General features: G+C 39.2%; 21 protein-coding genes. 5 read left to right on the forward strand and 16 right to left on the reverse strand.

Annotated features, from left to right (window positions below):
* Positions 1–35 precede the first annotated feature (35 nt).
* Positions 36–1,223 carry a hypothetical protein gene (locus SGI74_13510; protein ID MDZ4678509.1) on the forward strand — a complete coding sequence of 396 codons (1,188 nt, stop codon included), beginning with the start codon at positions 36–38 and terminating at the stop codon, positions 1,221–1,223.
* On the opposite strand, the gene tsaE is transcribed toward SGI74_13510, so the two are convergent.
* From tsaE to SGI74_13560, 10 genes are all read right to left on the reverse strand, one after another.
* Positions 1,198–1,710, reverse strand: a complete 513-nt coding sequence (tsaE, locus tag SGI74_13515) for a tRNA (adenosine(37)-N6)-threonylcarbamoyltransferase complex ATPase subunit type 1 TsaE (GenBank protein MDZ4678510.1) — start codon at positions 1,708–1,710, stop codon at positions 1,198–1,200. The genes SGI74_13510 and tsaE overlap by 26 nt on opposite strands.
* Positions 1,703–3,217 carry an NAD(P)H-hydrate dehydratase gene (locus tag SGI74_13520; GenBank protein ID MDZ4678511.1) on the reverse strand — a complete coding sequence of 505 codons (1,515 nt, stop codon included), beginning with the start codon at positions 3,215–3,217 and terminating at the stop codon, positions 1,703–1,705. The genes tsaE and SGI74_13520 overlap by 8 nt, the downstream gene beginning before the upstream one ends.
* Entirely contained in the window at positions 3,214–3,591 is a 378-nt protein-coding gene (gene acpS, locus SGI74_13525) for a holo-ACP synthase (protein MDZ4678512.1), read from the reverse strand. Before acpS ends, SGI74_13520 begins: the two co-directional genes overlap by 4 nt.
* The gene (locus SGI74_13530) at positions 3,588–4,313 is read right to left on the reverse strand and encodes a pyridoxine 5'-phosphate synthase (protein MDZ4678513.1); all 726 of its coding nucleotides are present in this window, start codon (positions 4,311–4,313) and stop codon (positions 3,588–3,590) included. The genes acpS and SGI74_13530 overlap by 4 nt, the downstream gene beginning before the upstream one ends.
* Positions 4,310–5,683 carry a phosphoglucosamine mutase gene (gene glmM / locus SGI74_13535; GenBank protein ID MDZ4678514.1) on the reverse strand — a complete coding sequence of 458 codons (1,374 nt, stop codon included), beginning with the start codon at positions 5,681–5,683 and terminating at the stop codon, positions 4,310–4,312. The genes SGI74_13530 and glmM overlap by 4 nt, the downstream gene beginning before the upstream one ends.
* Positions 5,684–6,331 carry a CdaR family protein gene (locus tag SGI74_13540; GenBank protein MDZ4678515.1) on the reverse strand — a complete coding sequence of 216 codons (648 nt, stop codon included), beginning with the start codon at positions 6,329–6,331 and terminating at the stop codon, positions 5,684–5,686.
* On the reverse strand, positions 6,328–7,134 hold the full coding sequence (gene cdaA / locus SGI74_13545; protein MDZ4678516.1) for a diadenylate cyclase CdaA: 807 nt from the start codon (positions 7,132–7,134) through the stop codon (positions 6,328–6,330). Before cdaA ends, SGI74_13540 begins: the two co-directional genes overlap by 4 nt.
* 9 nt (positions 7,135–7,143) lie before the next feature.
* Positions 7,144–9,093, reverse strand: coding sequence for an ATP-dependent zinc metalloprotease FtsH (gene ftsH / locus SGI74_13550; GenBank protein MDZ4678517.1), 1,950 nt, complete (start codon positions 9,091–9,093; stop codon positions 7,144–7,146).
* A gap of 163 nt (positions 9,094–9,256) precedes the next feature.
* Positions 9,257–10,213: a tRNA lysidine(34) synthetase TilS gene (gene tilS / locus SGI74_13555; GenBank protein MDZ4678518.1), complete on the reverse strand. Its 957-nt coding sequence runs from the start codon at positions 10,211–10,213 to the stop codon at positions 9,257–9,259.
* 107 nt (positions 10,214–10,320) lie between these two features.
* Complete coding sequence (locus SGI74_13560; GenBank protein MDZ4678519.1) at positions 10,321–10,845, reverse strand: hypothetical protein; 525 nt, start codon at positions 10,843–10,845, stop codon at positions 10,321–10,323.
* 260 nt (positions 10,846–11,105) lie between these two features.
* Between SGI74_13560 and SGI74_13565 the strand changes: the two genes are divergently transcribed.
* Together SGI74_13565 and SGI74_13570 are read left to right on the forward strand one after the other, a co-directional pair.
* Complete coding sequence (locus tag SGI74_13565) at positions 11,106–12,032, forward strand: hypothetical protein (GenBank protein MDZ4678520.1); 927 nt, start codon at positions 11,106–11,108, stop codon at positions 12,030–12,032.
* Positions 12,033–12,213: 181 nt separating this feature from the next.
* Positions 12,214–13,488: a S8 family peptidase gene (locus SGI74_13570; GenBank protein MDZ4678521.1), complete on the forward strand. Its 1,275-nt coding sequence runs from the start codon at positions 12,214–12,216 to the stop codon at positions 13,486–13,488.
* A 242-nt stretch (positions 13,489–13,730) separates the two neighbouring features.
* Here the strand turns inward: SGI74_13570 and SGI74_13575 are convergent, their stop codons facing one another.
* The gene (locus tag SGI74_13575; protein ID MDZ4678522.1) at positions 13,731–14,135 is read right to left on the reverse strand and encodes a type II toxin-antitoxin system VapC family toxin; all 405 of its coding nucleotides are present in this window, start codon (positions 14,133–14,135) and stop codon (positions 13,731–13,733) included.
* A complete protein-coding gene (gene vapB, locus SGI74_13580) occupies positions 14,136–14,363 on the reverse strand; it encodes a type II toxin-antitoxin system VapB family antitoxin (protein MDZ4678523.1) in 228 nt (75 codons plus the stop codon). It abuts the gene before it with no gap.
* Positions 14,364–14,807: 444 nt separating this feature from the next.
* Between vapB and SGI74_13585 the strand changes: the two genes are divergently transcribed.
* Together SGI74_13585 and SGI74_13590 are read left to right on the forward strand one after the other, a co-directional pair.
* The gene (locus tag SGI74_13585) at positions 14,808–15,023 is read left to right on the forward strand and encodes a CsbD family protein (protein MDZ4678524.1); all 216 of its coding nucleotides are present in this window, start codon (positions 14,808–14,810) and stop codon (positions 15,021–15,023) included.
* A gap of 192 nt (positions 15,024–15,215) precedes the next feature.
* Complete coding sequence (locus tag SGI74_13590; GenBank protein MDZ4678525.1) at positions 15,216–16,709, forward strand: hypothetical protein; 1,494 nt, start codon at positions 15,216–15,218, stop codon at positions 16,707–16,709.
* A 1-nt stretch (position 16,710) separates the two neighbouring features.
* On the opposite strand, the gene SGI74_13595 is transcribed toward SGI74_13590, so the two are convergent.
* The 4 genes from SGI74_13595 to SGI74_13610 form a co-directional block, all read right to left on the reverse strand.
* On the reverse strand, positions 16,711–17,040 hold the full coding sequence (locus SGI74_13595) for a hypothetical protein (GenBank protein ID MDZ4678526.1): 330 nt from the start codon (positions 17,038–17,040) through the stop codon (positions 16,711–16,713).
* Positions 17,024–17,353, reverse strand: a complete 330-nt coding sequence (locus SGI74_13600; protein ID MDZ4678527.1) for a hypothetical protein — start codon at positions 17,351–17,353, stop codon at positions 17,024–17,026. Before SGI74_13600 ends, SGI74_13595 begins: the two co-directional genes overlap by 17 nt.
* Positions 17,354–17,415: 62 nt before the next feature.
* Entirely contained in the window at positions 17,416–18,165 is a 750-nt protein-coding gene (gene otsB, locus SGI74_13605) for a trehalose-phosphatase (protein MDZ4678528.1), read from the reverse strand.
* Positions 18,143–20,380 (reverse strand): trehalose-6-phosphate synthase, encoded by a 2,238-nt coding sequence (locus tag SGI74_13610; GenBank protein ID MDZ4678529.1) that lies wholly within the window; start codon positions 20,378–20,380, stop codon positions 18,143–18,145. Before SGI74_13610 ends, otsB begins: the two co-directional genes overlap by 23 nt.
* Positions 20,381–20,412 lie beyond the last annotated feature (32 nt).

The raw sequence follows: 20,412 nt of genomic DNA on the forward strand, positions 1-20,412 counted from the left end.
GAATGCCGATAGTTCAAATACAGGGAGAGTATTGTTTGTCACAAACACAATCGCAAAAGCCTGAGTGGGCTCAACAATTTAAGATTGACGATGATACTTGGACGACCTTGTGTTCCCAAGCTGCACGCCAAAAAAACACTCCCCTTGATGTTGCCTTAGATTCAGGTTTACTTAATGAGAATAAACTCATTGCATGGGATCGCAACCTCTCGGGTTTAGCATCTTTAAATACTTTATTTTTTAACGGTGAGCCACCCATTCATCTCTGGGAAAAACTAGATTACCACTGGTGCCGCGCACAAGCATGTTTACCTATTGGCGAATGGGACGGACATGTGTACTGGGCAAAATTATCAAGTGAGCATATAGAATTCCCAGTTCCAACCCCAAACGTTATTTGGGTTATTGCTCCTTGGACTGGTGTTAAGAAATGGTTTTCGCAGTGGGAAACAAATCAACTTGAAGCACCTCAGGCCTTAAAGATCGACACTGGTGCAATTCTACCAGCGGGCCTTGCTGAATTTAAAATGCCCGATGCAAATGCAGTTGATGCACCCGTTGGTTTATCAATGTCGACACCCCAAATCGTTTCGCTAACATTAGCGCCTACTCCACCTCCAGCACCAGCAGTTGCACAGGCAGCACCAATTCATATTCCGCCAACACCGCAACCAGTAATGCCACCCGCAACACCAATAGCACCTGTGGCGATTTCTGTTTCTACAAATATCGCAAATCTTCCCATTGAACAATTAGCAGGGCGACTCAAGATTACATCTAACCAAGAAGAACTTGCCGCAACACTTATGGGTTCTTGGCAAAATTATTTTACAAAAGTCATGATCTTATTATACCAAGGCAATAAACTAATAATTTGGCGTTGGAATGCTGGCTGGAAAGGCCAAATCAAAGTTGGTGATACAATTACCCTAGATACACCCTCTATATTTAAAATAGTAGCTGATACTGGAACACTTTATCATGGCTACGTAGTAGCAGGCCCTGTCAACGATCGGTTTTTTCATCAAACAGATGGTGGGCAATACCCAGATCATGTAACGGTTGCTCCAGTGATTGCACAAGGCAAAGTTGTTGCTATGCTTGTTGGAACTTGCACAAAAGATGTGGGTCGCAGTTTGATTTTAGGTAGACTTGAAGAACATGCCGGACTCTTTTCAACAGCATTGATGCGACTACTTAATCCTGTTCAAAAAGTAAGCTAATTCTACGCTCTGGCTCTGAGAGCAGATCGATTTTAATACTCAATACAGCTATTTCTTTTGGCCAACGAGGGGGCAGCATGTCTCCCCATTCTACGAGAATTATGTTTTTGCCCTGAAGTAAATCCCAAAAACCCACACTTTCTAAATCATCCTCACTCTTTAAGCGGTACAAATCGACATGATAGACAGGCTTTGATTTAGTTCCATAGAGATTTACAATTGAATATGTGGGTGAGGTTACAATAATTTTTGATTTCAAATAGGCCTTAACAAATCCCCTCACCCACTCTGATTTTCCAACACCCAATGCCCCGCTGAGTAAAATTAGGCATGGTCGTTTTTTTATTTTTTTTGCAATGGATGCAGCATGGGTATGTGTAGCCTTCACTGAATTTACAACCAGGTAATTTCTGGGTTTTACAATTACATTATTTTTCAGAGACGATCGTTTTTTCTTTGGCTTTGGCTTTTGTTTTTTCTTACTCACGACTTAGTTGACCTAATAATTCTGGGGTGTTCGTTAAAAGATCTCGAGGCATGAGACTTTTTATATCTTTGCCATATCTGAGCCATTCATCTGATAGACGCCCATGAAAATAAGCAGCCGTACCCGCTGCTTGAAGTGGCTGTACATCTTGAGCAAGCAGAGCCCCAATAAAACCACTTAAGACATCTCCCGTACCTGCTTTTGCTAGTGATGCGTTGCCTGACGTGATCACTGCTACGCGACCCTGATGATCAGCTAATACTGTTCGATATCCTTTAAATAAAACTAAGCATCCAAATTTTTGTGCAGCTAAACCCGCATGGTAAAAACGATCTTGCTCAATTTCTTCAACTGGTATTTTTAAAAGTTTAGATAATTCACCAGCATGAGGAGTCAATATCCATTGAGCTGGAAGTTTTACTGTACCCATTTCAGACAAAACAGTTAATCCATCAGCGTCAATTACGACTCTTTTAAAATTCTCAGCAATAAGTCGCTCTAATATTGAATTTAAGTTTTGATCAACTCCTGCACCAGGCCCAAGGACCACTGCATTTTTTTTCTCTAAGAGATCAGCCTCATCTCGCGTTTTGATTAAAACTTCGCTGCCGATATCTTTAATAAAAGATTTAAGTGCATCATCTCTATTTTCAACAGCCACAGTCACATATCCAACACCCATTCTATATGCTGCCTCACTGCAAAGTTGAGCTGCACCCCACATACCTGGTCTACCAGCAATTACCAAAAGATGACCGTTTTGCGCTTTATGTGAACGTGCTTTTCTAATGGGTAGCCAACGCCTTGCTAAATGTTCGTTAAATGCAAAATGCGTCGTGGCTTTTTCACGAAATAACCTTCGAGGAAACCCAATTTGTAAAATTCTAATTTTTCCACAGACTACAGTTCCTTCACCTGCAAGCATCCCAGGCTTAGCGAGTCCAAAACTGATGGTCATGGTTGCACGAACACAAGTCCCTAATATTTTTCCAGTTGTGGCACAAAGGCCTGAAGGAACATCAATACTTATCACCGAACTATTTGTAGCATTTAGGGTGTGAATAATCTGAGCGACACCGGCTTCAATTGGCCTGGAAAGCCCTATTCCATAAAGTGCATCGACAACAACATTATATTCTGAAAGTTCAATGACACGTGTGGGTTCATTTACAAGATCAACAATTGAGATGCCGTGTTTTTTTAAGCGATCAACTTGAGTTTTATAAAGTTTAGATTGAAGTTCTTTTGGGGCATGTGTGAAAACTTGCAGAGATAAAAATCCAATATTATACAGATGTCTTGCAACCACAAGACCATCGCCACCATTGTTACCAGGGCCACATATGATGGCAAGTTTTCCTCTACTCAACTCAGGTAAAAACGAAAGTTGTATCTCGCGAGCAGCAAGTGCACCTGCTGTCTCCATTAAAATTTCATCAGAAAGATCAAACTCAACTTGTGTAAGGCGTTCGATCTCACGCATTTGTTCTGGAGTACAAAGTCTCATTTGATCTCACCCATAATAATCACGATTGCCACAAGCCATTGGTCTTGATGACTCACAGAACATGAATAATTCCATTTTTTTGAATTTTTATTAAAACGCTGGCCGACATATTTAATTTTGGGTTGACCAAGTTTTGTATAAGTAATCTGAATATCTTGAAAGCTTAAATCCTGGCCTATTCCAGTACCCAATGCTTTTGAAAATGCCTCTTTTAAACCCCAATAAGCTGCGAATTTTTCAGCCTCGCGCTTTTGAAGTTTAAGAAATTTAATTTCATCAGTGGTACATACGCGTTTTAAAATAGTTGTTTTTTGCCGCGCTAAAACTTTTTTTATTTTATCAATGTTAACAAGATCAATGCCCGCATGAATCATCGACTTTTCTCAACAATATTTTTCATTTCACGAACGGCCTGAGCTAACCCCACCATTACGGCTCTACAGACGATGGAATGCCCGATATTCACTTCTTCAAGATAAGGTAGTGCCGCCACATTTTGCGTATTACGGTAATCAAGACCATGCCCAGCATGAACAGCTAATTTAAAACCGTGTGCGGCTTCAAAAGCTATTGATAAGCGCTTAAGCTGTTTTTCTTGCGTGAGACTTTTTGCCAATGCATATTTGCCTGTGTGAAATTCGACAGCATCTGCTCCTAATTCATGACTAGCTTTTATTTGATTCAGTGATGGCTCAATAAAGAGTGAGGTTTTGATTCCATTTTTTTTAAATTCTTTAATGCATGTTTGAATTTTTTTATAGTGCTTCACAACATCTAAGCCACCTTCAGTTGTTACTTCTTGACGTTTTTCTGGCACAAGACAAACAATATCTGGGCGCGCTTTAAGTGCAAATTTGAGCATTTCTTTGGTTGCAGCGAGCTCAAGATTAAGTGGGGCTAAACGCGCACGTGCAATTTCAAAAAGATCTTTTTCTTGTATGTGACGGCGATCACCTCTTAGATGTATTGTAATTTGATCAGCACCATTTTCGACAGCTACACGTGCTGCTTCAAGAATATTTGGATAGTCTACAAGCCCCGCACGCAATTGGCGTAACGTCGCCACATGATCAATATTAACACCTAGTCGTATCACGCCAACTCTCGGTGAATGATATGGGCTAACTCTTCTGCTGCGGTATTGATTTCTTCACGACTCGGCCCTTCTACCAAAATACGAACAACGGGCTCAGTACCTGAAAATCGCAAGAAAACGCGTCCCTTATCAGAAAGTTTTTCTTCAATTTTTTTAACCAAATCATCAAGACCCTTGATGTCATGCAAATCTTTGCGTTTAGAAACGCGAATATTACGTAACACTTGAGGAACATCTGTCATCAGTGAACGCAGTTCTGAAAGTTTTTTATTATTCTGAGCCATTACAGCTAACACACGAAGTGCAGCAACGAGACCGTCACCTGTTGTGCTGTTTTCTAAGAAGATAATATGTCCTGATTGTTCACCACCCAAGACATAACCACCTTGTCTCATTGCATCGACAACGTATTTATCTCCTACTTCTGTATGCAAAAGTTTTATCCCACGTTTTTTAAGGCATTGCTCTAAACCCACATTACTCATCTGAGTTGCAACTACAGTATTTTTTAGTAATTGTTTTTTATCAGCCATGTCGATTGCGCAAATTGCAAGCACATGATCACCATTTACAATTTGCCCACGTTCATCACTTAAAATCACTCGATCAGCGTCACCGTCAAGGCTAATACCAATGTCAGCCCGATACTCAACCACAGCACGTGAAACACTCTCAGGGTAAAGGGCACCACATTTATCATTGATATTCATACCATCAGGTGAAACGCCAAGCTTTATAACTTCAGCGCCTAGTTCTTCAAAAACCCACGGTGCAACTTTGTAAGCAGCACCATTTGCACAATCAAGAACAATACGTAACCCTTGTAGTGTTAGAGCTTGGGGAAAAGTATTTTTAACGTAAACCACATAGCGACCAATAGCATCGTCGATACGCACGGTTTTACCAACACCTTCGGCCGTAGGCATGTGATCACTCAGGTCTTGATTTAAAACCATATCTTCAATTTTATCTTCGTCACTGATTGGAAGTTTAAAACCATCTCGACCAAAAATTTTGATTCCGTTATCTTGAAAAAGATTATGACTTGCCGAAATTACAATACCCGCATCGGCTCTCATATTTTGCGTCAAAAATGCGATTCCAGGTGTGGGCAGTGGGCCAACAAGTAAAACGTTTACACCCATTGAACAAATTCCGCTGCTCAATGCTTGTTCAATCATGTACCCGCTGATGCGTGTATCTTTACCAATAAGAATTTTTGGCTTCTTATCCCGCGCACCTGTTTGTTCTGATTTTACTTTGTAGGCAATTGCTCTGCCCACCTGCATGGCAATTTCTGTAGTCATTGGAAATTGATTTGCAGTGCCGCGAATGCCATCAGTGCCAAATAATTTTTTACGTGTGCTCATTTATTTCACCACCAAGTCGATTTTCACTTTTGCTTCTTTTTTTTGCACAATATTTTGTTCATCAATAGCTAATGTTAATTCTTTAGTTGTAGATTCTTTAATTTCACTTAAATCTAAGGGTGTTGTCTTTAAAAATTTAATACCATCAATCACACTTCTAGCACCCCAGACCTCCCAGGCAGCCGGAGTTATGACTGTTGAAACAAGTTTTTTACCTTCGGGCAAGGTTCCTTTTGTCTGCAATTGCACGGGCACATCACGATGCACCACACGCTCAAGCTTAGGAGTTAAAGACGCAGGAGAAACACTAGTAATTCTTAAACCCGCTGGAACATTTATACTATCAGGATGAATACGAACAGTACTCACCCCTTCAACAGCAGAACTAAGATCTATACTCAGTGGTTCTGCAACTTCGGTGAAGCGCTTCAAAGCTAGCCTTGGGCCCGTCACACGAAATGCAACTTGATGTGGGACATTGTTAACAATCATCATGTCGCGAGGAAGTAGGTAATCAGCAGCAATCATTTTTACAATTGTAGCTTCTTTACTGCCAAGAATGATAACCCATAAAATGAGTGTGATAAGCAGTGCCACAATTTTATAACTAGTGTTTTCAGAAAGACTAAAACCCTGAGATTGTTTCATGCCTGATTTCGATCCTCTCTGTACTCACTTGAGAGACTAAAGAGATTATAAAGCGCTTTTCTCAAAGTCGGCATATCAAGATCAGCAGTAATCTGCCCACCCATAACTAAACTCATATTCATATTTTCTTCACTGACCACAACAACTACGGCATCAGTTTCTTCTGTGAGTCCGATGGCAGCTCTATGGCGCGTGCCAAGATTTCTATCTACATTTGGATTACGCGTTAGTGGCAAAAAACACCCTGCAGCTGAAATGCGGCCACCTCGAATAATTAAAGCACCATCATGAATTGGTGAGCTATTTACAAATATTGAATTAATCAACTCAGCATTTACCGTGCTGTCGATTCGGGTTCCGACTTCAATGTAGTCTTCAAGCCCAATTTCTCTTTCAATAACTATAAGTGCACCAATTTTTTTCTGCGCAAGTAAAACAGAAGCCTTTACCAATTCTTCAATGACAAGTGTTTCTTCATCAGCAGAGATGCTGGTGAAAAAAGGATTTCTTCCGATGTGAGCCAAACCTCTGCGAATTTCATGCTGAAATAAAACAACAATGATAATGAAAAGATTTGCGAAGAATTTCTCTAACAACCAATTAAGAGTGAAAAGCTCAAGCCAGATACTACTGATATAAGCGATGGCTAAAATGCCAAGACCAGAGAGCATCTGTACGGCACGTGTTCGCTTAATAAGTAATAACACGCGATAGATGACAAACCAGACTACCAGCATGTCGACAAAATCGAAAAGTCTGAAGCTAGAAAACAACAGACTTAAATTATTTACAAGGGTGCTCATCGTTTAAGCTTATGCCCTTACCGGCTTTGTTGCTACTTCTGCATTACTGGCAGTTTTTGCGTCTTCAATAGTGGCGTTTAAAGCAGCATCATTTTGCGCTTTAAGAATCTCATGTCGTTTTTTACGTTCTTCATCGATATCGGCTAAAGTCTTGCCCTCAACAATCATATCAACTTCATGACCATCTAAAACTTCTCTCTGCACTAATGCCTCTGCAAGTGCATGAAGGGTTTCTACTTTGTTTTTTAACAGCTCTTTAGCTTTTCCGTAATTGCGAGAAATAATGTCGCGAATCTCTTTATCAATAGCCTGAGCCGTTGATTCTGAATAATCTTGCGACTTAGAAATTTCTTTTCCTAAAAACACTTGCTCTTCGCGTTTGCCAAAAGTCATGGGCCCTAAGGTCGACATACCCCATTCGCAAACCATACGCCTTGCAATCTCAGTGGCGCGTTCAATATCATTACCGGCACCAGTAGTTGTGTTATTAAAAATTAACTCTTCGGCCACACGACCACCCATTAAAAATGCAATGTTGTTTTCAGCAGCATGATTAGTGAGATTTAATCGTTCTTTTTCAGGAAGAGTTTGAGTAAGACCCAGAGCCATACCGCGAGGAATAATTGTAACCTTATGAATGGGGTCTGTTCCAGGTGTGAATTTACCAACTAACGCATGCCCTGCTTCGTGGTAGGCAGTGATTCTTTTTTCTTCATCACTGATGACCATACTTTTTCTTTCAGCTCCCATGATTACTTTGTCTTTTGCTAATTCAAAATCATCTGTGTCTAATTTTTGCTTGTTTTTTCGCGCTGCTAATAAGGCTGCTTCATTTACTAAGCTCTCAAGATCTGCACCTGAAAAGCCAGGTGTGCCGCGAGCGATTTTGATAAGATCTACTTCTGTTGCCATGGGAGTTTTGCGTGTATGAACTCTTAAAATCATTTCACGGCCCTTAACATCAGGCTTACTCACAACAACACGACGATCAAAGCGACCTGGTCTTAAGAGTGCCGGATCAAGAACATCAGGCCTGTTAGTCGCTGCTATGAGAATAACTCCGACGTTGCCTTCAAAGCCGTCCATCTCAACAAGAAGTTGGTTAAGTGTTTGTTCACGCTCATCGTGACCTCCACCCAAACCTGCACCACGATGACGTCCTACTGCATCGATCTCGTCGATAAAGATGATACAAGGAGCATTTTTCTTACCTTGTTCAAAAAGATCACGCACACGACTTGCACCAACGCCTACGAACATTTCGACAAAGTCTGAACCGGAGATACTAAAAAATGGAACACCGGCTTCACCTGCAATGGCTCGAGCAAGTAATGTTTTACCAGTACCAGGAGGGCCCATGAGTAAAACACCCTTAGGGATACGGCCACCAAGGCGAGTGAACTTTTTTGGATCTTTTAAAAACTGAATAATCTCTTCGAGTTCTTCTTTTGCCTCGTTAATTCCAGCTACATCTTTGAATGTGACTTTATTTTTATTCTCAGTCAAAAGCCTTGCTTTAGATTTTCCAAAGCTCATGGCTTTCCCACCACCCGCTTGGATCTGGCGCATGAAAAGTAAAAACATTACAAAAATAAATACTAAGGGGAGCCAATTTACGAAAAGGGCATGCATAAAACTTGTGCGCTCAGTATTTTCGTAATTAGGAATCAAGCCTGCAGCCATGACGATTTTTAAAACCTCGTCACCCGTATTACCAACGATGTGAAATTGTTTGCCCTTATATTTTGTTTCAAAGGCAGGTTTAAGCTCACCAATGATTTCGCCATTATCGCGGAATGTTATGTTTTCGATTTCGCCTGATTGAACTGCTTTAATAAATTTTGAAAAATTGAATTCAGTAATCATGGTCGAAGCGCGGTTATCATAAAAATGATAAAGCATGACACCCAGTAGAACAAGTGTTGCCCAGAGTGCCAAAGTTTTTTGGGATTGGCGCATGAGAAAAATCCTTTCGGTATAAGAGGTTAACTACTTTTAAAGTTTACCATAGTAACCGTGTTTTTCAGGCCGAAAAATCTAGCCTTCCAACGGGTAGAGTCTCGACTTTCAAGTCTTATGTCAAGGGAAGGGAAAGATTAAATTTCAGTTTTTCAACACGAACTTAACGTGGCGCGACGGAGTCTAGGGATACCATCCAATTTACTCCAGCAAGTCGAAATACAAAGTGACGCTGTGGAGATCTTAATCGTTTCTTAAACTCGTTCACATGCCTGCTTGTTATTCGAGTTTGAGCATGATGACGCAAAAAGTTATAAAGCTTTTCATCAATTTTGGGCTCATCAAAAGTAAGTGCTATTTTTCGATCAAAAACTGAATCAAGAGTTACTGGGTTATTATTTTGAACAATGCGCTGAAGACTTTCAAAAAGATTATCGATGTACCCCGGATGTTCATTACGTAGGGGACGTAGCCATTTACGCCTGACCCAATTACGAAGTTTTGCCGTGTCTTCGTTGGTGGCGTCGTTTCGCCAACTTAAATCTTTTTTACGAGCATATTGTTCAATTTCAGATCTATTAATATCTAAAAATGGGCGCAGTAACCCTTCTTTACTTTGAATAACCATGGCTTTAAGACCATGAATGCCCGTACCTTGTAAGAGCCTTATTAGGCGCGTTTCTAATAGATCATCACGATGATGTGCAATAACAATAAACGAAGCTTTTAATTTTTTCTGAGCAGCAAAAAGAACTTCATAGCGCTTATCGCGAAGAAGCCCTTCTCCTGCATCAGATTTTATATTAGCGAGTTTTTTAATAGAGTTAAGTATTTTTAATTTTTTACACTGAGCTTTAACGAATGCCGCATCAGCATCAGAGTCAAAGCCTCGGACTCCATGATTCACATGAATGACATGTAGTGAATAACCAAGCCTTGTTGAAAGTGAACAAAAGACATTAAGAAGAACTATAGAATCAATACCCCCGCTGACTGCCACAATGAGTTTTTCACCTTCTAATTTTGGGCGTAGGGACTTAAGCTTTTGATAGATTTTTTTCTCTAACGGTTCAAGCGAAGTGCCTGTAGGACTAAGCTTACGATCGCGGTATTTATTCATAAGCGGTCTTATACCAGGGCAATAGGTGAATAGGCAAATCGAATTACCCCATCAAAAATGTGTGCGCGCTAGCATGCACGCACACACCACACATCAACATATTTAACTCACAGACTACAACTCTGAGCTCGAGATCCCCAAACATCAGTGACCCAGCCAAATCGAAAACAATCACCATTTTTGCAATAAGTTCGCGAGACACCATTTACTCTGCGGCTTTCCCAACCGAATCGGGCACAATCACCGTTGAGACATACTACATCTTGAATGCCCCAATTGGTTTGTATGCGCCAACCATTACGCAAACAATTTCCACCCCAGCAAAGACCTTGCTCATAATACGTCATACCATTTGTGAAAACTTGTCCGCTCCAACCTGCACGAAAACAACCACCCTGATAACAATGAACGCTGACTTGGTATCCAGCATTGTCATATGTCTGCCAACCACCTTGAGAACAACCGCCATTCACGCATTGAGTGTTACTTTGGTAATGACCACCCATTTGTTGAACGTTCCAGCCATACTGCATACAGCTATTTCCGTGACAATCAGAATTATAACGAGCTGCTTGTGAGCTCTGAGTAAAAAATATTCCAATAAATAAAAGACATAAGGTTAAGAGTTTCATTTCTGGTTCCTCCTTAAATGAAAACCATTGAATCAAAATTTATCCATAAACTACTTACGACTTAAGTGCAGCATACAGATCTACGGCTTACAAGCTTGATGTTGAATTTAAATGACAAACTTTTAAGCAATTTAAGAAACATTAACTAGCAGAAAGTCCTTAAGATTTTAGTCTAGCTACCGATTAATCTTATGTACGAGCTAATTGGAAATACTGTTCTTAACACAGTAACAAAAAGCTCACTTAAGCGGAGGTTGGTTATGAAAAAAATGAGTTTGGTTGTAGCAATTCTAGTTTTGATGACGACATCAAAGGCTCTTGCGACTAATAGCAAAATCGCTGAACTTGGTGAAAAATCATTTGAAGCTGAAATTGAGAACCTTGATATTCATGATCTTGAAGGCCAACGCGAACAGTCACTCAACGAAGCTCGTCATCAAACAATTCGAGCTAAAGAATTAGCAAAAGAACTATCAAATACTCGCAATCGAAAAAAAGTTGTAGAAAAACGTACAAGAATTTCAATGAACGATTCTGAATTTCGCCGCTCAAAAGCCGAAAAAGAACAACGTCGCGATAAAAAAGAAACAGCTTTCTTAGAAAGACAAATTCAAAAACTCGAAAAAGATTCAGAAAAAGCAGAAATTCAAGCACGCAAAGCTCAAGAACGCGCTGAAAAAGCAAAAATCGCTCACGAACAATCAAAGGTGAAAAAGACTCAAACAGCATTAAGAAAACAAACTGCAATTGACCAACGTGTTCAAAAAGAAAATGAAACCAAGCTCATTTTAGCTGAACGCAAGAAAACTTTAATTGAAGCAGCTCAACTTGAAAGAGAATCACTCACTTTAGAGAAAAAACTAGCAGTGGCAACACACATTGCTGAACGCGGAGTAAACGCTTTAGACATCGCTAAAGAAAAACGCGCACAAACTTTAGCAAAGCGAGATCAAGGCCGCATGGCACTTGCTACAGCACAAGCTGACATAAAAGCACTTGAGAATGAATATCGCAAAACTATCTCTGAGACTAAAAAGTTTGAAGAGATCGCTCGCTTAAATACCATCGAAATGGAAAAACGCCGAGCATTTGTTTCACATAAGCGTCAAGAACTCGCACTTGCAAAATCGCGAAACAAAACTGCACGCAATAGCATTGATCGCAGACCTGCCACATCACAGCAATAATAGTACTGGCCTTAAAACCAGCTACCAGCATGGCGTTAAAGAGCTATCCATAAGTCTAGTCTTTTATGCAATCGTTGATTCAAGTACTTTTGGCGTGCTAGCCTTTTTGAATATCAAGGCGAGACCATGGGGGGATCGCCTGAACGACTAAACAGTATTAAAAGCGCACCAGGGAGGGTCGATGAGAAATTTATTCATAATCAGTATGCTCGTGCTATTCGCACAAACCAGTTTTGCTGGTCAGTACATTGTTAAATTCAAAAATCCAATTAGCACAAAAAATTTGAACACCATAAAAGCCATTACCAATGGCGAGGTAGAATCGCTTATTCCTCAATTAAATATGGCTGTTATTTCTGGCCAACCCACTCAAATAAATACGCTTTCACTGAGTATGGGAAATGAAATTGAGTACATCGAAGTTAATCACAAACGTTATGCCATTGGTAAAAAAGGTCCGTCTTACCCAAGTGAAGTAAATATGTGGGGAATGCGCGCCATCAATGCTCTCCCCGCTTGGGCTATCACCAAAGGAAGTCGCAAAGTTATTATCGCAGTAAGCGATACCGGCACGTGGCTTGAGCATTCAGATCTTAAAAATAATCTTTGGAGAAACGCTGGCGAAACAGGCCTCGATGCAAACGGTAAAGATAAAACAAAAAATAAAATTGACGATGATGGCAATGGTTATATCGACGATGTTCATGGTTACAATTTTGAAACAAATGTTGGTAACCCCATGGAAAATCATTACCACGGCACACACGTAGCCGGATCCATCGGCGCAGTTGGAAATAACAGTGGAATCGCCGGAGTAAACTGGGAAACCAGTCTTATGACCGTGAAATTTATCGGCATGGATGGCAGCGGTACAGATGACGCTGCAATTAAATCTATTGTGTACGCTGCTGATAACGGAGCAAAGGTCATTAACGCTAGCTGGGGTGGAGATGAATTTGCCCAAGCACTTTATGATGCTATCGACTATGCTGGTAAAAAAGGTGTTCTCTTTGTTGCCGCATCAGGTAACGACGGTCAAAATGCAGATAAATATCCCATGTATCCAGCTGCATATGATCTAGATAGTATTATTTCCGTTGCATCAATCAGTGATGTAAAAGGAAAACTCTCTGGGTTTTCAAACTATGGTGCTAAATCAGTTGATATCGCAGCACCAGGTGAAAATATTTATAGCACCTGGAACCCAATGCAATCACCACTGCGACGAGTTTTGTATTACACAATCAGCGGAACATCTATGGCAGCACCACATGTAACAGGTGTTGTGGGACTCATGTACGCGGCCAACCCAAATTTAACTTCAAAACAAGTTAAATCGATTTTGATCGAAACAGCAAAACTCACACCCCATCTCACGGGTAAAGTTTTAGCTAACGGAATGGTTGATGCTGGTGCTGCTGTTAAAAAAGCAAAAGAACTAGCCGGATCAAACTAAATAAGTATTTCAACGGTTACCGAGGTCGCAATAATACCTTGGGGCCAAATTTTCGATGGAGCTCATCTTTAAGGTGCTCCAGTTTTTCGACCCTCTCTCGACGCTCGGGATTCTCAAACAAATTCATTTGTTGAGGACCCGAGCTTTTTTCATCTACAAGTTTTCTCACACTCACAACTTCATGGTCGTGCCCGAATAAAAGGCAGTCAATTAAAACCATTAGTCAATTTCATTTGCTAAAATTACTTCGTCCAATTTTCCACTCGTAGCTCAGGTACACGACGGAATTCACGTTCATTATTTGTTACAAGAATCACGTCTAAAGCTCTGGCTTGGGCTGCAATCATAAGATCAAAAATACCAATGATTTGCCCTTTTTTCTCGAGGTGAGCGCGGATTTTACCTAACTCTAAAGCTGCATCAGCATCAAATGAAGAAATAGTAAAGGGCTGCATGAAATTTTTTAGAGCACTATGGTTTTTCTCCCGCTGCTCGCTTTTTTCAACGCCATAAATCAGTTCTCCAATAGTCACAGATGAAATCAAAATCTGTTCTGGCAAAAGTAATTCGAGCTTGTTCAGGACTAAAGCGGACCGTTTTTTTATGATGTATATACAAATATCCGTGTCCAACATGTAGTGGATCACTTAAAACCCCTCACGCTTTTTTGGTAAAGGCTGAGAACGCTCACTTAGAAAGTCGTCTGAAAATTGATTTAAGCTTTCTTTTAACTTTTCCCAAGATTTTTTAATTGGAATTAAGATCACGTTGCTACCTTCGTGCTGGATGTAGACTTCGCTCCCTTCAAATCTGAATTCCTTCGGAAGTCGAACCGCCTGGCTTTGTCCATTTTGAAAGATTTTGGCTTTTTTCATATTACACCTCAATATATATTATTAGTATATACTATTTAATTAATTAAATATATAAGTAGTTTAATATTTAAAATTCTCTAATGTTTGATGGTACTTACGTACTTTATTGAGATTAAGTCCATCTGTCTAGCTTTCTTGCGAAAAGAATCGCTCTACTGAGACAAAAAATGAATCCATATCAACATGTGCTATCCACCGCATAATAAGGAAATAGCATAAAACAAATGTATATTGTAAGTGCCGATTTGACTGCGTCATGCGTTTTAATGTCACAAACGAGTCATGGCAACTTCACAAAAATTAATCACCACACAACTTTTAATGTTCAAAAACAATTTAACAGCTCTCTACACAAAATAATCACGCAACGCTTCAAGGTACAAAAATTGAATATGCATCTTGACGAGTAATGAATCTCAAATGACTTTTGAAAGGAGTTCAAAAATGAATTGGCTAGAAATTGAAGGTAAATGGGATCAAATCAAAGGAAAGATTAAAGAAAAATGGGGCAAATTTACTGATGACGATCTTAATCAGTACAAAGGAAACCGCGAGCATTTTGTAGGTGGCCTTACTGATCGTTACGGTTTTAGTAAAGAAGAAGCACAAAGACATGCAGATGAATTCGGTAGCTCCTTGAGATCAGAAGATTACCATTAAGTTTTGGTAACTTTCTCCTCTCTCAATGGTAGCAAATGGCGGTCTAAAAGGCCGCCATTTTACTTTTTTCAATTCAAGTGACAGTATTTGGCTTAACCTGTGGAAACTTCACATTAAATCTCACACATTGCACTGCGCATTGGCACTTTGATTGCTCTTATCACCCTTGATATGCGTGGAACGTCTTTTGTCATGAGGAGCATATTATCTCCTCTTATATTATTTATTTTAAGTATAACTCCTCAGAGTTTTGCTAGCTCCGAAGTACAGCCAATACAAGATCACTGTAATCGCATTCTTGAAGATTTACATGCCGGTGACCCACGCTACCTCATCAACCCCACTGATGATAGTTACGTTAAAAACCACATGCGTGGAAAATTTATTTTTGGAAAAGCTCAACTTGAAGCAACGCACTGGAAAGCATACAAAACAAGCCAAACTGTTAATGAAAATATTTACAAAATTCAACTCTCGGGCATTAAAAATCTTAATGAAGATATTTGGAATTATACTGGCACAGAAGGATTATTAGAAATTATTTACCTCAGTACGCATAGTTATCTTGATTCATTTCCAAGTCATGGCCGCATATTAGATACAAAATTTAAAGATATTTTTGTTCAAACTCATCTGAATAAAGCTGATTTTCATGAGTTAATCATAAAGCCTGTTATCAAAATTGTAGACGAGTGGCTTACAAAACGCGCTGAAACAAGTAAAACACTCACTCAACTTAAAAAAAGTGGATGGTCATGGACAAACTGGTTTAATAACAATCTTATTTTTGATTACGGCCCCACACCCGAACTTGCCCACTTTAAAACAAGACTTTTAATGGCCAAAAATATTTCTGATCCCAATATGAGTTATGAAACATGGCAAGCCCAAGCGCTTGAAAGAAGAAACAAGCTAGTTAAAATCACACAAGCTCTTCATGTTGACTGGAACCGCGTCATAGAAGCACTTCATAATTATGTTTCAAGAAATAATGGTGGAGAACAACAGTTTACACAGTGGTTCACTGAGCAAGCAAAAACAGACACCACAAAAATTACACCGAAATTTGTCTCATATTTAAATGATTTAAGTATCGGCGATTTTTTCCCGATGCCCGAGGGTAAAGGGATTTTTAAATATTCTAATTATCCTGACTTAATTCAATCCCGTGCACGAGATCCGCTAGGTGCTCCTAGAGGCCCGTGGCAAATGGAAAGTCGTATTGCCCTAGAAAATGGACGCAATGCTTATTATGTCATGCTTACTGATGTTGAAGGACTAGGATTTCAGGCGCGCCTTGCACAAGATCAATGGATAGCAAAAGGAGCAAAAATCACCGAGCTTCAAAACATCTACAAGCCCCTAACTAATCAGCTTAATAAAATGTCTAGAAGAATATTTAGGGGAATTAAGCGAATCATCGGACCTGATAAACTTTTAATTATTTATCAAGGTGGAGGAGATGAACTCAGCATATTGCTACCTGAAATTAATGCAAATATGAAACTTCATATCGAAAAATTTATGGTATCAATCAATAAGGTTTCACTTGTAGGAACAAGTTTTAAAATCCACACATCACCGATTGTTCATGTAGAAGAACCCGGAAAGTATGCATCACTTGTTGAGGCAAACCATAGAGCCAATGAAATAATGATACAAAGTAAAAAAAGGTTGAAAAAATAATCTAATCTACAACTTTATCAATCAGTTCATTAATTTTAAAAACTTTGATCCATAATTTTTCACTAAATATCATTAAGATTGATCCAAGGGATCCTAAAAATAAAACACCAGCTGTGAGTGCAGTAATTAAATGTATTTTTTCTAATGGAACTCCTGAAACCAAAAGCCCTGTGTGAACCATTATAAAAAAAGAAACAATTAAGGTTGTCGTGGCCATTAATAATCCAAATACACCAATAACTAAATGCCTTAAATCTTTAATCCGATGAATATAACTTTTAGCAGCTTCACTCGTAGCAAGTGTTACTAAAGACTCAGCGAGCTTTGGCATTTTTTCTCCCCTTTATTGAATCACGTCTTGCAATGATAAGACCTAATGAGATGACACACCCAAATGCTAGTGCGACTACCGGTACAGAGGTATGCTTCATTCGCGCAATAATATGCTCCAGTTTCATTGCATCTTTCACTTGTTCTGCACTGTCGTCTGCAGCACCTTCAAATATTCCAAGGGCCTCATTCATAGAATTGACATTTTTTCGATCTGATTTTTTATCAATGGCATTTGGACCAACCGTGGGCCTAATCATTTCTCTCGTTGGCGGCATGGGCTTAATAAGGGGTCTTTCTGCTCTTTGGGTCATATTTCCTCCTCTTAATGAAGTTAAAACCTCATCTACACGAATACCTCCGTAAGTAGCAAACCCTAGACCATGTGATTTAATGTTTTAAGAAGCTTCAGAATCTCTGATTGTTGTTTTAAATGAAATTGAGCCTTGGTTTTTTTTGAAACACCTACGCGTACTGTCAATACGCGATTTGATGATAATTTAAAGGCATCCTCATCAGTAATATCATCGCCAATATAAAGTGAAGTTGTACAAACCGACTTTTTTATTAATTTCTTTAAAGCTTCACCTTTATTTCCACTTTTTAATGGCAATAAATTTAATACAAATATTCCATCAATTACTCGAGCTCGAATTTCAAGTTTTTTAATAATTTCTAATAACTGCGCTCGTGTTTTTGATCTATTAATCGCATGTCGATAATGAATCGATAATGAATATTTTTTATTCTCAATATTAACTCCAGAATACTTCAATACTTGGGGTTTTAATTTTTCATTCCATTTTGCGACTTGATTGAAAATATTATTTTTCGTTTTTAAATTAATTTTTGAACCCTCAATGCCATGATTCCCCAAAACTTGAATTTTTTTAATCGGAATAAATTTAATTACATCACTTCGCTTGCGACCCGAAATAATAGCAACAGACTTTTTTAATGAAAGTTGTTTGAGAAGATTTAAAACTTGCTTTTTAACGACGACTTTTTTTGGGTCAGACACAATTGAAACAAGTGTTCCATCAAAGTCAAAGCCGATTAAACAAGACTCTTGAACTAATGTTTTTAATCGTTCTATGCCAGCCTTAGAAAAAAGCGGGCGCGTCACGACAGACTCCGTCTGAATATTCGTTAGAATATTTATGCACTCGCCGACTAAACATATTTCTTTTTCGAATACTTGCAGCATCTAAAAGCATACGACCTGCCCAGCGATATACATTATACTCACGAATAGAGCTTCGCATACTGCGCATACGTTCTCGCTGCTCACGCTCAGACATACCCAATGCTTGATTAAGAGCCTCTGCTGCTTGATCTATATTATACGGATTCACAATCAAAGCTTCAGGCAACTCTCGCGAAGCCCCAGTAAAAGAACTTAAAACCAAAACCCCTCTTTCATCCTCTCGTGAAGCAATAAACTCTTTAGCAACAAGGTTCATACCGTCGTGAAGACTGCTCACATAACAAATATCAGCCGCTCTAAAGAATTTATAAACTTGCGGCGATTCGAAATGCTGCATCTTTAAAATGATAGGTTTGTAATTTTCAGTTCCATGACGTTCATTTATCTCTTTGGCCACTGATATAACTTGGTCATAAAGCAATTTGTAACTAGGAATTGTCGTTCTACTGGGCGCAGCTATTTGAATAAAACTAAATCTTCCAATCCATTGAGGGTGAAGCTTTAAGAGCCTATCAACCGCCAACATTCTTTCTACGATTCCTTTAGTGTAATCTAATCTATCTACTCCAATGCCTACTTTTAATTCTTCAGGAAGTTCAAATTCCGCGCGTATATCTTCACGGCATTCTCGAATTGGCTTTTGATTTTTCAAAAGTTTAGGCGGCCATTCAATTGAAATCGGGTACGGCTTAACCCCGGTTAACACACCAGCATGAGAAATTGCCGACCCCTCACGATCAATGCGTGATTCTAAAAAGCGATCAACTGTTTCAAAAAAGTTATTACAGTGAAATTGAGTATGAAATCCTACAATACTACTTCCCAATAAACCCTCTAGAAGCTCTTCTCTCCAAGGACAAATTCCAAACACTTCTGGATTTGGCCACGGTATATGCCAAAACGTAATAATCACCGCCTTTGGAAGTTTCTCACGAATCATACTGGGCAATAACGCAAAATGATAATCTTGTATTAGAATTACGGGCTCTTCTGATTTTGCTTCTTCAATGACCGCTTGTGCAAACCGCGCATTTACTTTTTTGTATTGCTCATAATCTTCTGTTCTAAAAATCGGTCTGGTATGGGCTATATGACATAGTGGCCACATTCCTTCATTTGCGAATCCGTAATAATAGCCAGCTTCTTCTTCTTTACTTAACCAAATACGTCGAAGTGCATAAGTTGGCTTATCAGGTGGCACCATTACCTTATCATCACTATCAACTGATTCTTTATCAGCAGAACCACTCCCATGGGCGATCCAAACTCCTGAACAAGCTTCCATGATAGGTTCCATGGCAGTCACTAACCCACTTGCCGGATGTTGCACTTCGATAGTACCAGTAGCTGTACGATTATGAATAAAGGGCTCACGATTTGCGACAATGATAACTTGTTCGTCAGATAATTCTTCATGCAAAATTTCTTTAAGTAATTTCGGTGACCAAGTTTGTCTAGCGTCATCACGTGCAATTCTTCGAGACTCAAGATCACGCACAAGTTTTCTTAAATCTTTAACAATAGGTGTGTATTGTAAAAATGCTTGCGTGGGTGGCTCAACAAAACCGCGAAAGCCCCGAACAAGCATTCTCATCGCATGAAGCCAACCATTCCAACTTGCACGAGCAATAATTAAAGTCACAAGTAAACTAAATGCAGCAAATGCAATAAGCATGAATATAAAATATTTTCGAGTATCACTATTTCGCTTACTCATAAAACTCATATCATGAAATGTTGCGAGTTTTCCCATTCCCACTTCATTTAAAGATGTCACATAGCCATGAAATTTAAGGTCATCGATTTTCTTTACGTAAGACGATCCCGAAAGCTTGTTGTTAATTTCAGAACAGTCTATTTTGAAAGTTTGTGGAGCGGTCGAAAACTTGATTGTGTTGTTACTGGTACAAATTGCAATAAAGTGGGGCAGATCGTCCTGAAACTTTTGGGTCAAAATGGGACTTTTTGCACCACGCAGATTCTCAAGCACTAAATTTGCAATGAGCTCAGAGCGAGTGTTGAGATCTCTAGTAAACCAACGCTCTTGAACAGTATCAAGGTGGCGGATGCAAAAAAATATGAGAGAACTTATTAATATAAAAAGTGGAATCATGAACTTTAAAACTTGTTTCATTTTTCTACCTAACCTTTTGGAATAAGGAAATA

The organism is Oligoflexia bacterium, from assembly GCA_034439615.1.
Lineage (GTDB): Bacteria > Bdellovibrionota > Bdellovibrionia > JABDDW01 > JABDDW01 > JAWXAT01.

What these genes read in the sequence shown, in the direction of transcription:
- SGI74_13590 (MDZ4678525.1), top strand. Translation starts at nt 15,216, where the DNA reads ATGAGGAGCATATTATCTCCTCTTATATTATTTATTTTAAGTATAACT.
- SGI74_13595 (MDZ4678526.1), bottom strand. Translation starts at nt 17,040, where the DNA reads ATGCCAAAGCTCGCTGAGTCTTTAGTAACACTTGCTACGAGTGAAGCT.
- cdaA (MDZ4678516.1), bottom strand. Translation starts at nt 7,134, where the DNA reads ATGAGCACCCTTGTAAATAATTTAAGTCTGTTGTTTTCTAGCTTCAGA.
- ftsH (MDZ4678517.1), bottom strand. Translation starts at nt 9,093, where the DNA reads ATGCGCCAATCCCAAAAAACTTTGGCACTCTGGGCAACACTTGTTCTA.
- glmM (MDZ4678514.1), bottom strand. Translation starts at nt 5,683, where the DNA reads ATGAGCACACGTAAAAAATTATTTGGCACTGATGGCATTCGCGGCACT.
- SGI74_13570 (MDZ4678521.1), top strand. Translation starts at nt 12,214, where the DNA reads ATGAGAAATTTATTCATAATCAGTATGCTCGTGCTATTCGCACAAACC.
- SGI74_13560 (MDZ4678519.1), bottom strand. Translation starts at nt 10,845, where the DNA reads ATGAAACTCTTAACCTTATGTCTTTTATTTATTGGAATATTTTTTACT.
- SGI74_13540 (MDZ4678515.1), bottom strand. Translation starts at nt 6,331, where the DNA reads ATGAAACAATCTCAGGGTTTTAGTCTTTCTGAAAACACTAGTTATAAA.
- SGI74_13520 (MDZ4678511.1), bottom strand. Translation starts at nt 3,217, where the DNA reads ATGAGACTTTGTACTCCAGAACAAATGCGTGAGATCGAACGCCTTACA.
- SGI74_13565 (MDZ4678520.1), top strand. Translation starts at nt 11,106, where the DNA reads ATGAAAAAAATGAGTTTGGTTGTAGCAATTCTAGTTTTGATGACGACA.
- vapB (MDZ4678523.1), bottom strand. Translation starts at nt 14,363, where the DNA reads ATGAAAAAAGCCAAAATCTTTCAAAATGGACAAAGCCAGGCGGTTCGA.
- SGI74_13600 (MDZ4678527.1), bottom strand. Translation starts at nt 17,353, where the DNA reads ATGACCCAAAGAGCAGAAAGACCCCTTATTAAGCCCATGCCGCCAACG.
- tilS (MDZ4678518.1), bottom strand. Translation starts at nt 10,213, where the DNA reads ATGAATAAATACCGCGATCGTAAGCTTAGTCCTACAGGCACTTCGCTT.
- SGI74_13610 (MDZ4678529.1), bottom strand. Translation starts at nt 20,380, where the DNA reads ATGAAACAAGTTTTAAAGTTCATGATTCCACTTTTTATATTAATAAGT.
- acpS (MDZ4678512.1), bottom strand. Translation starts at nt 3,591, where the DNA reads ATGATTCATGCGGGCATTGATCTTGTTAACATTGATAAAATAAAAAAA.
- SGI74_13585 (MDZ4678524.1), top strand. Translation starts at nt 14,808, where the DNA reads ATGAATTGGCTAGAAATTGAAGGTAAATGGGATCAAATCAAAGGAAAG.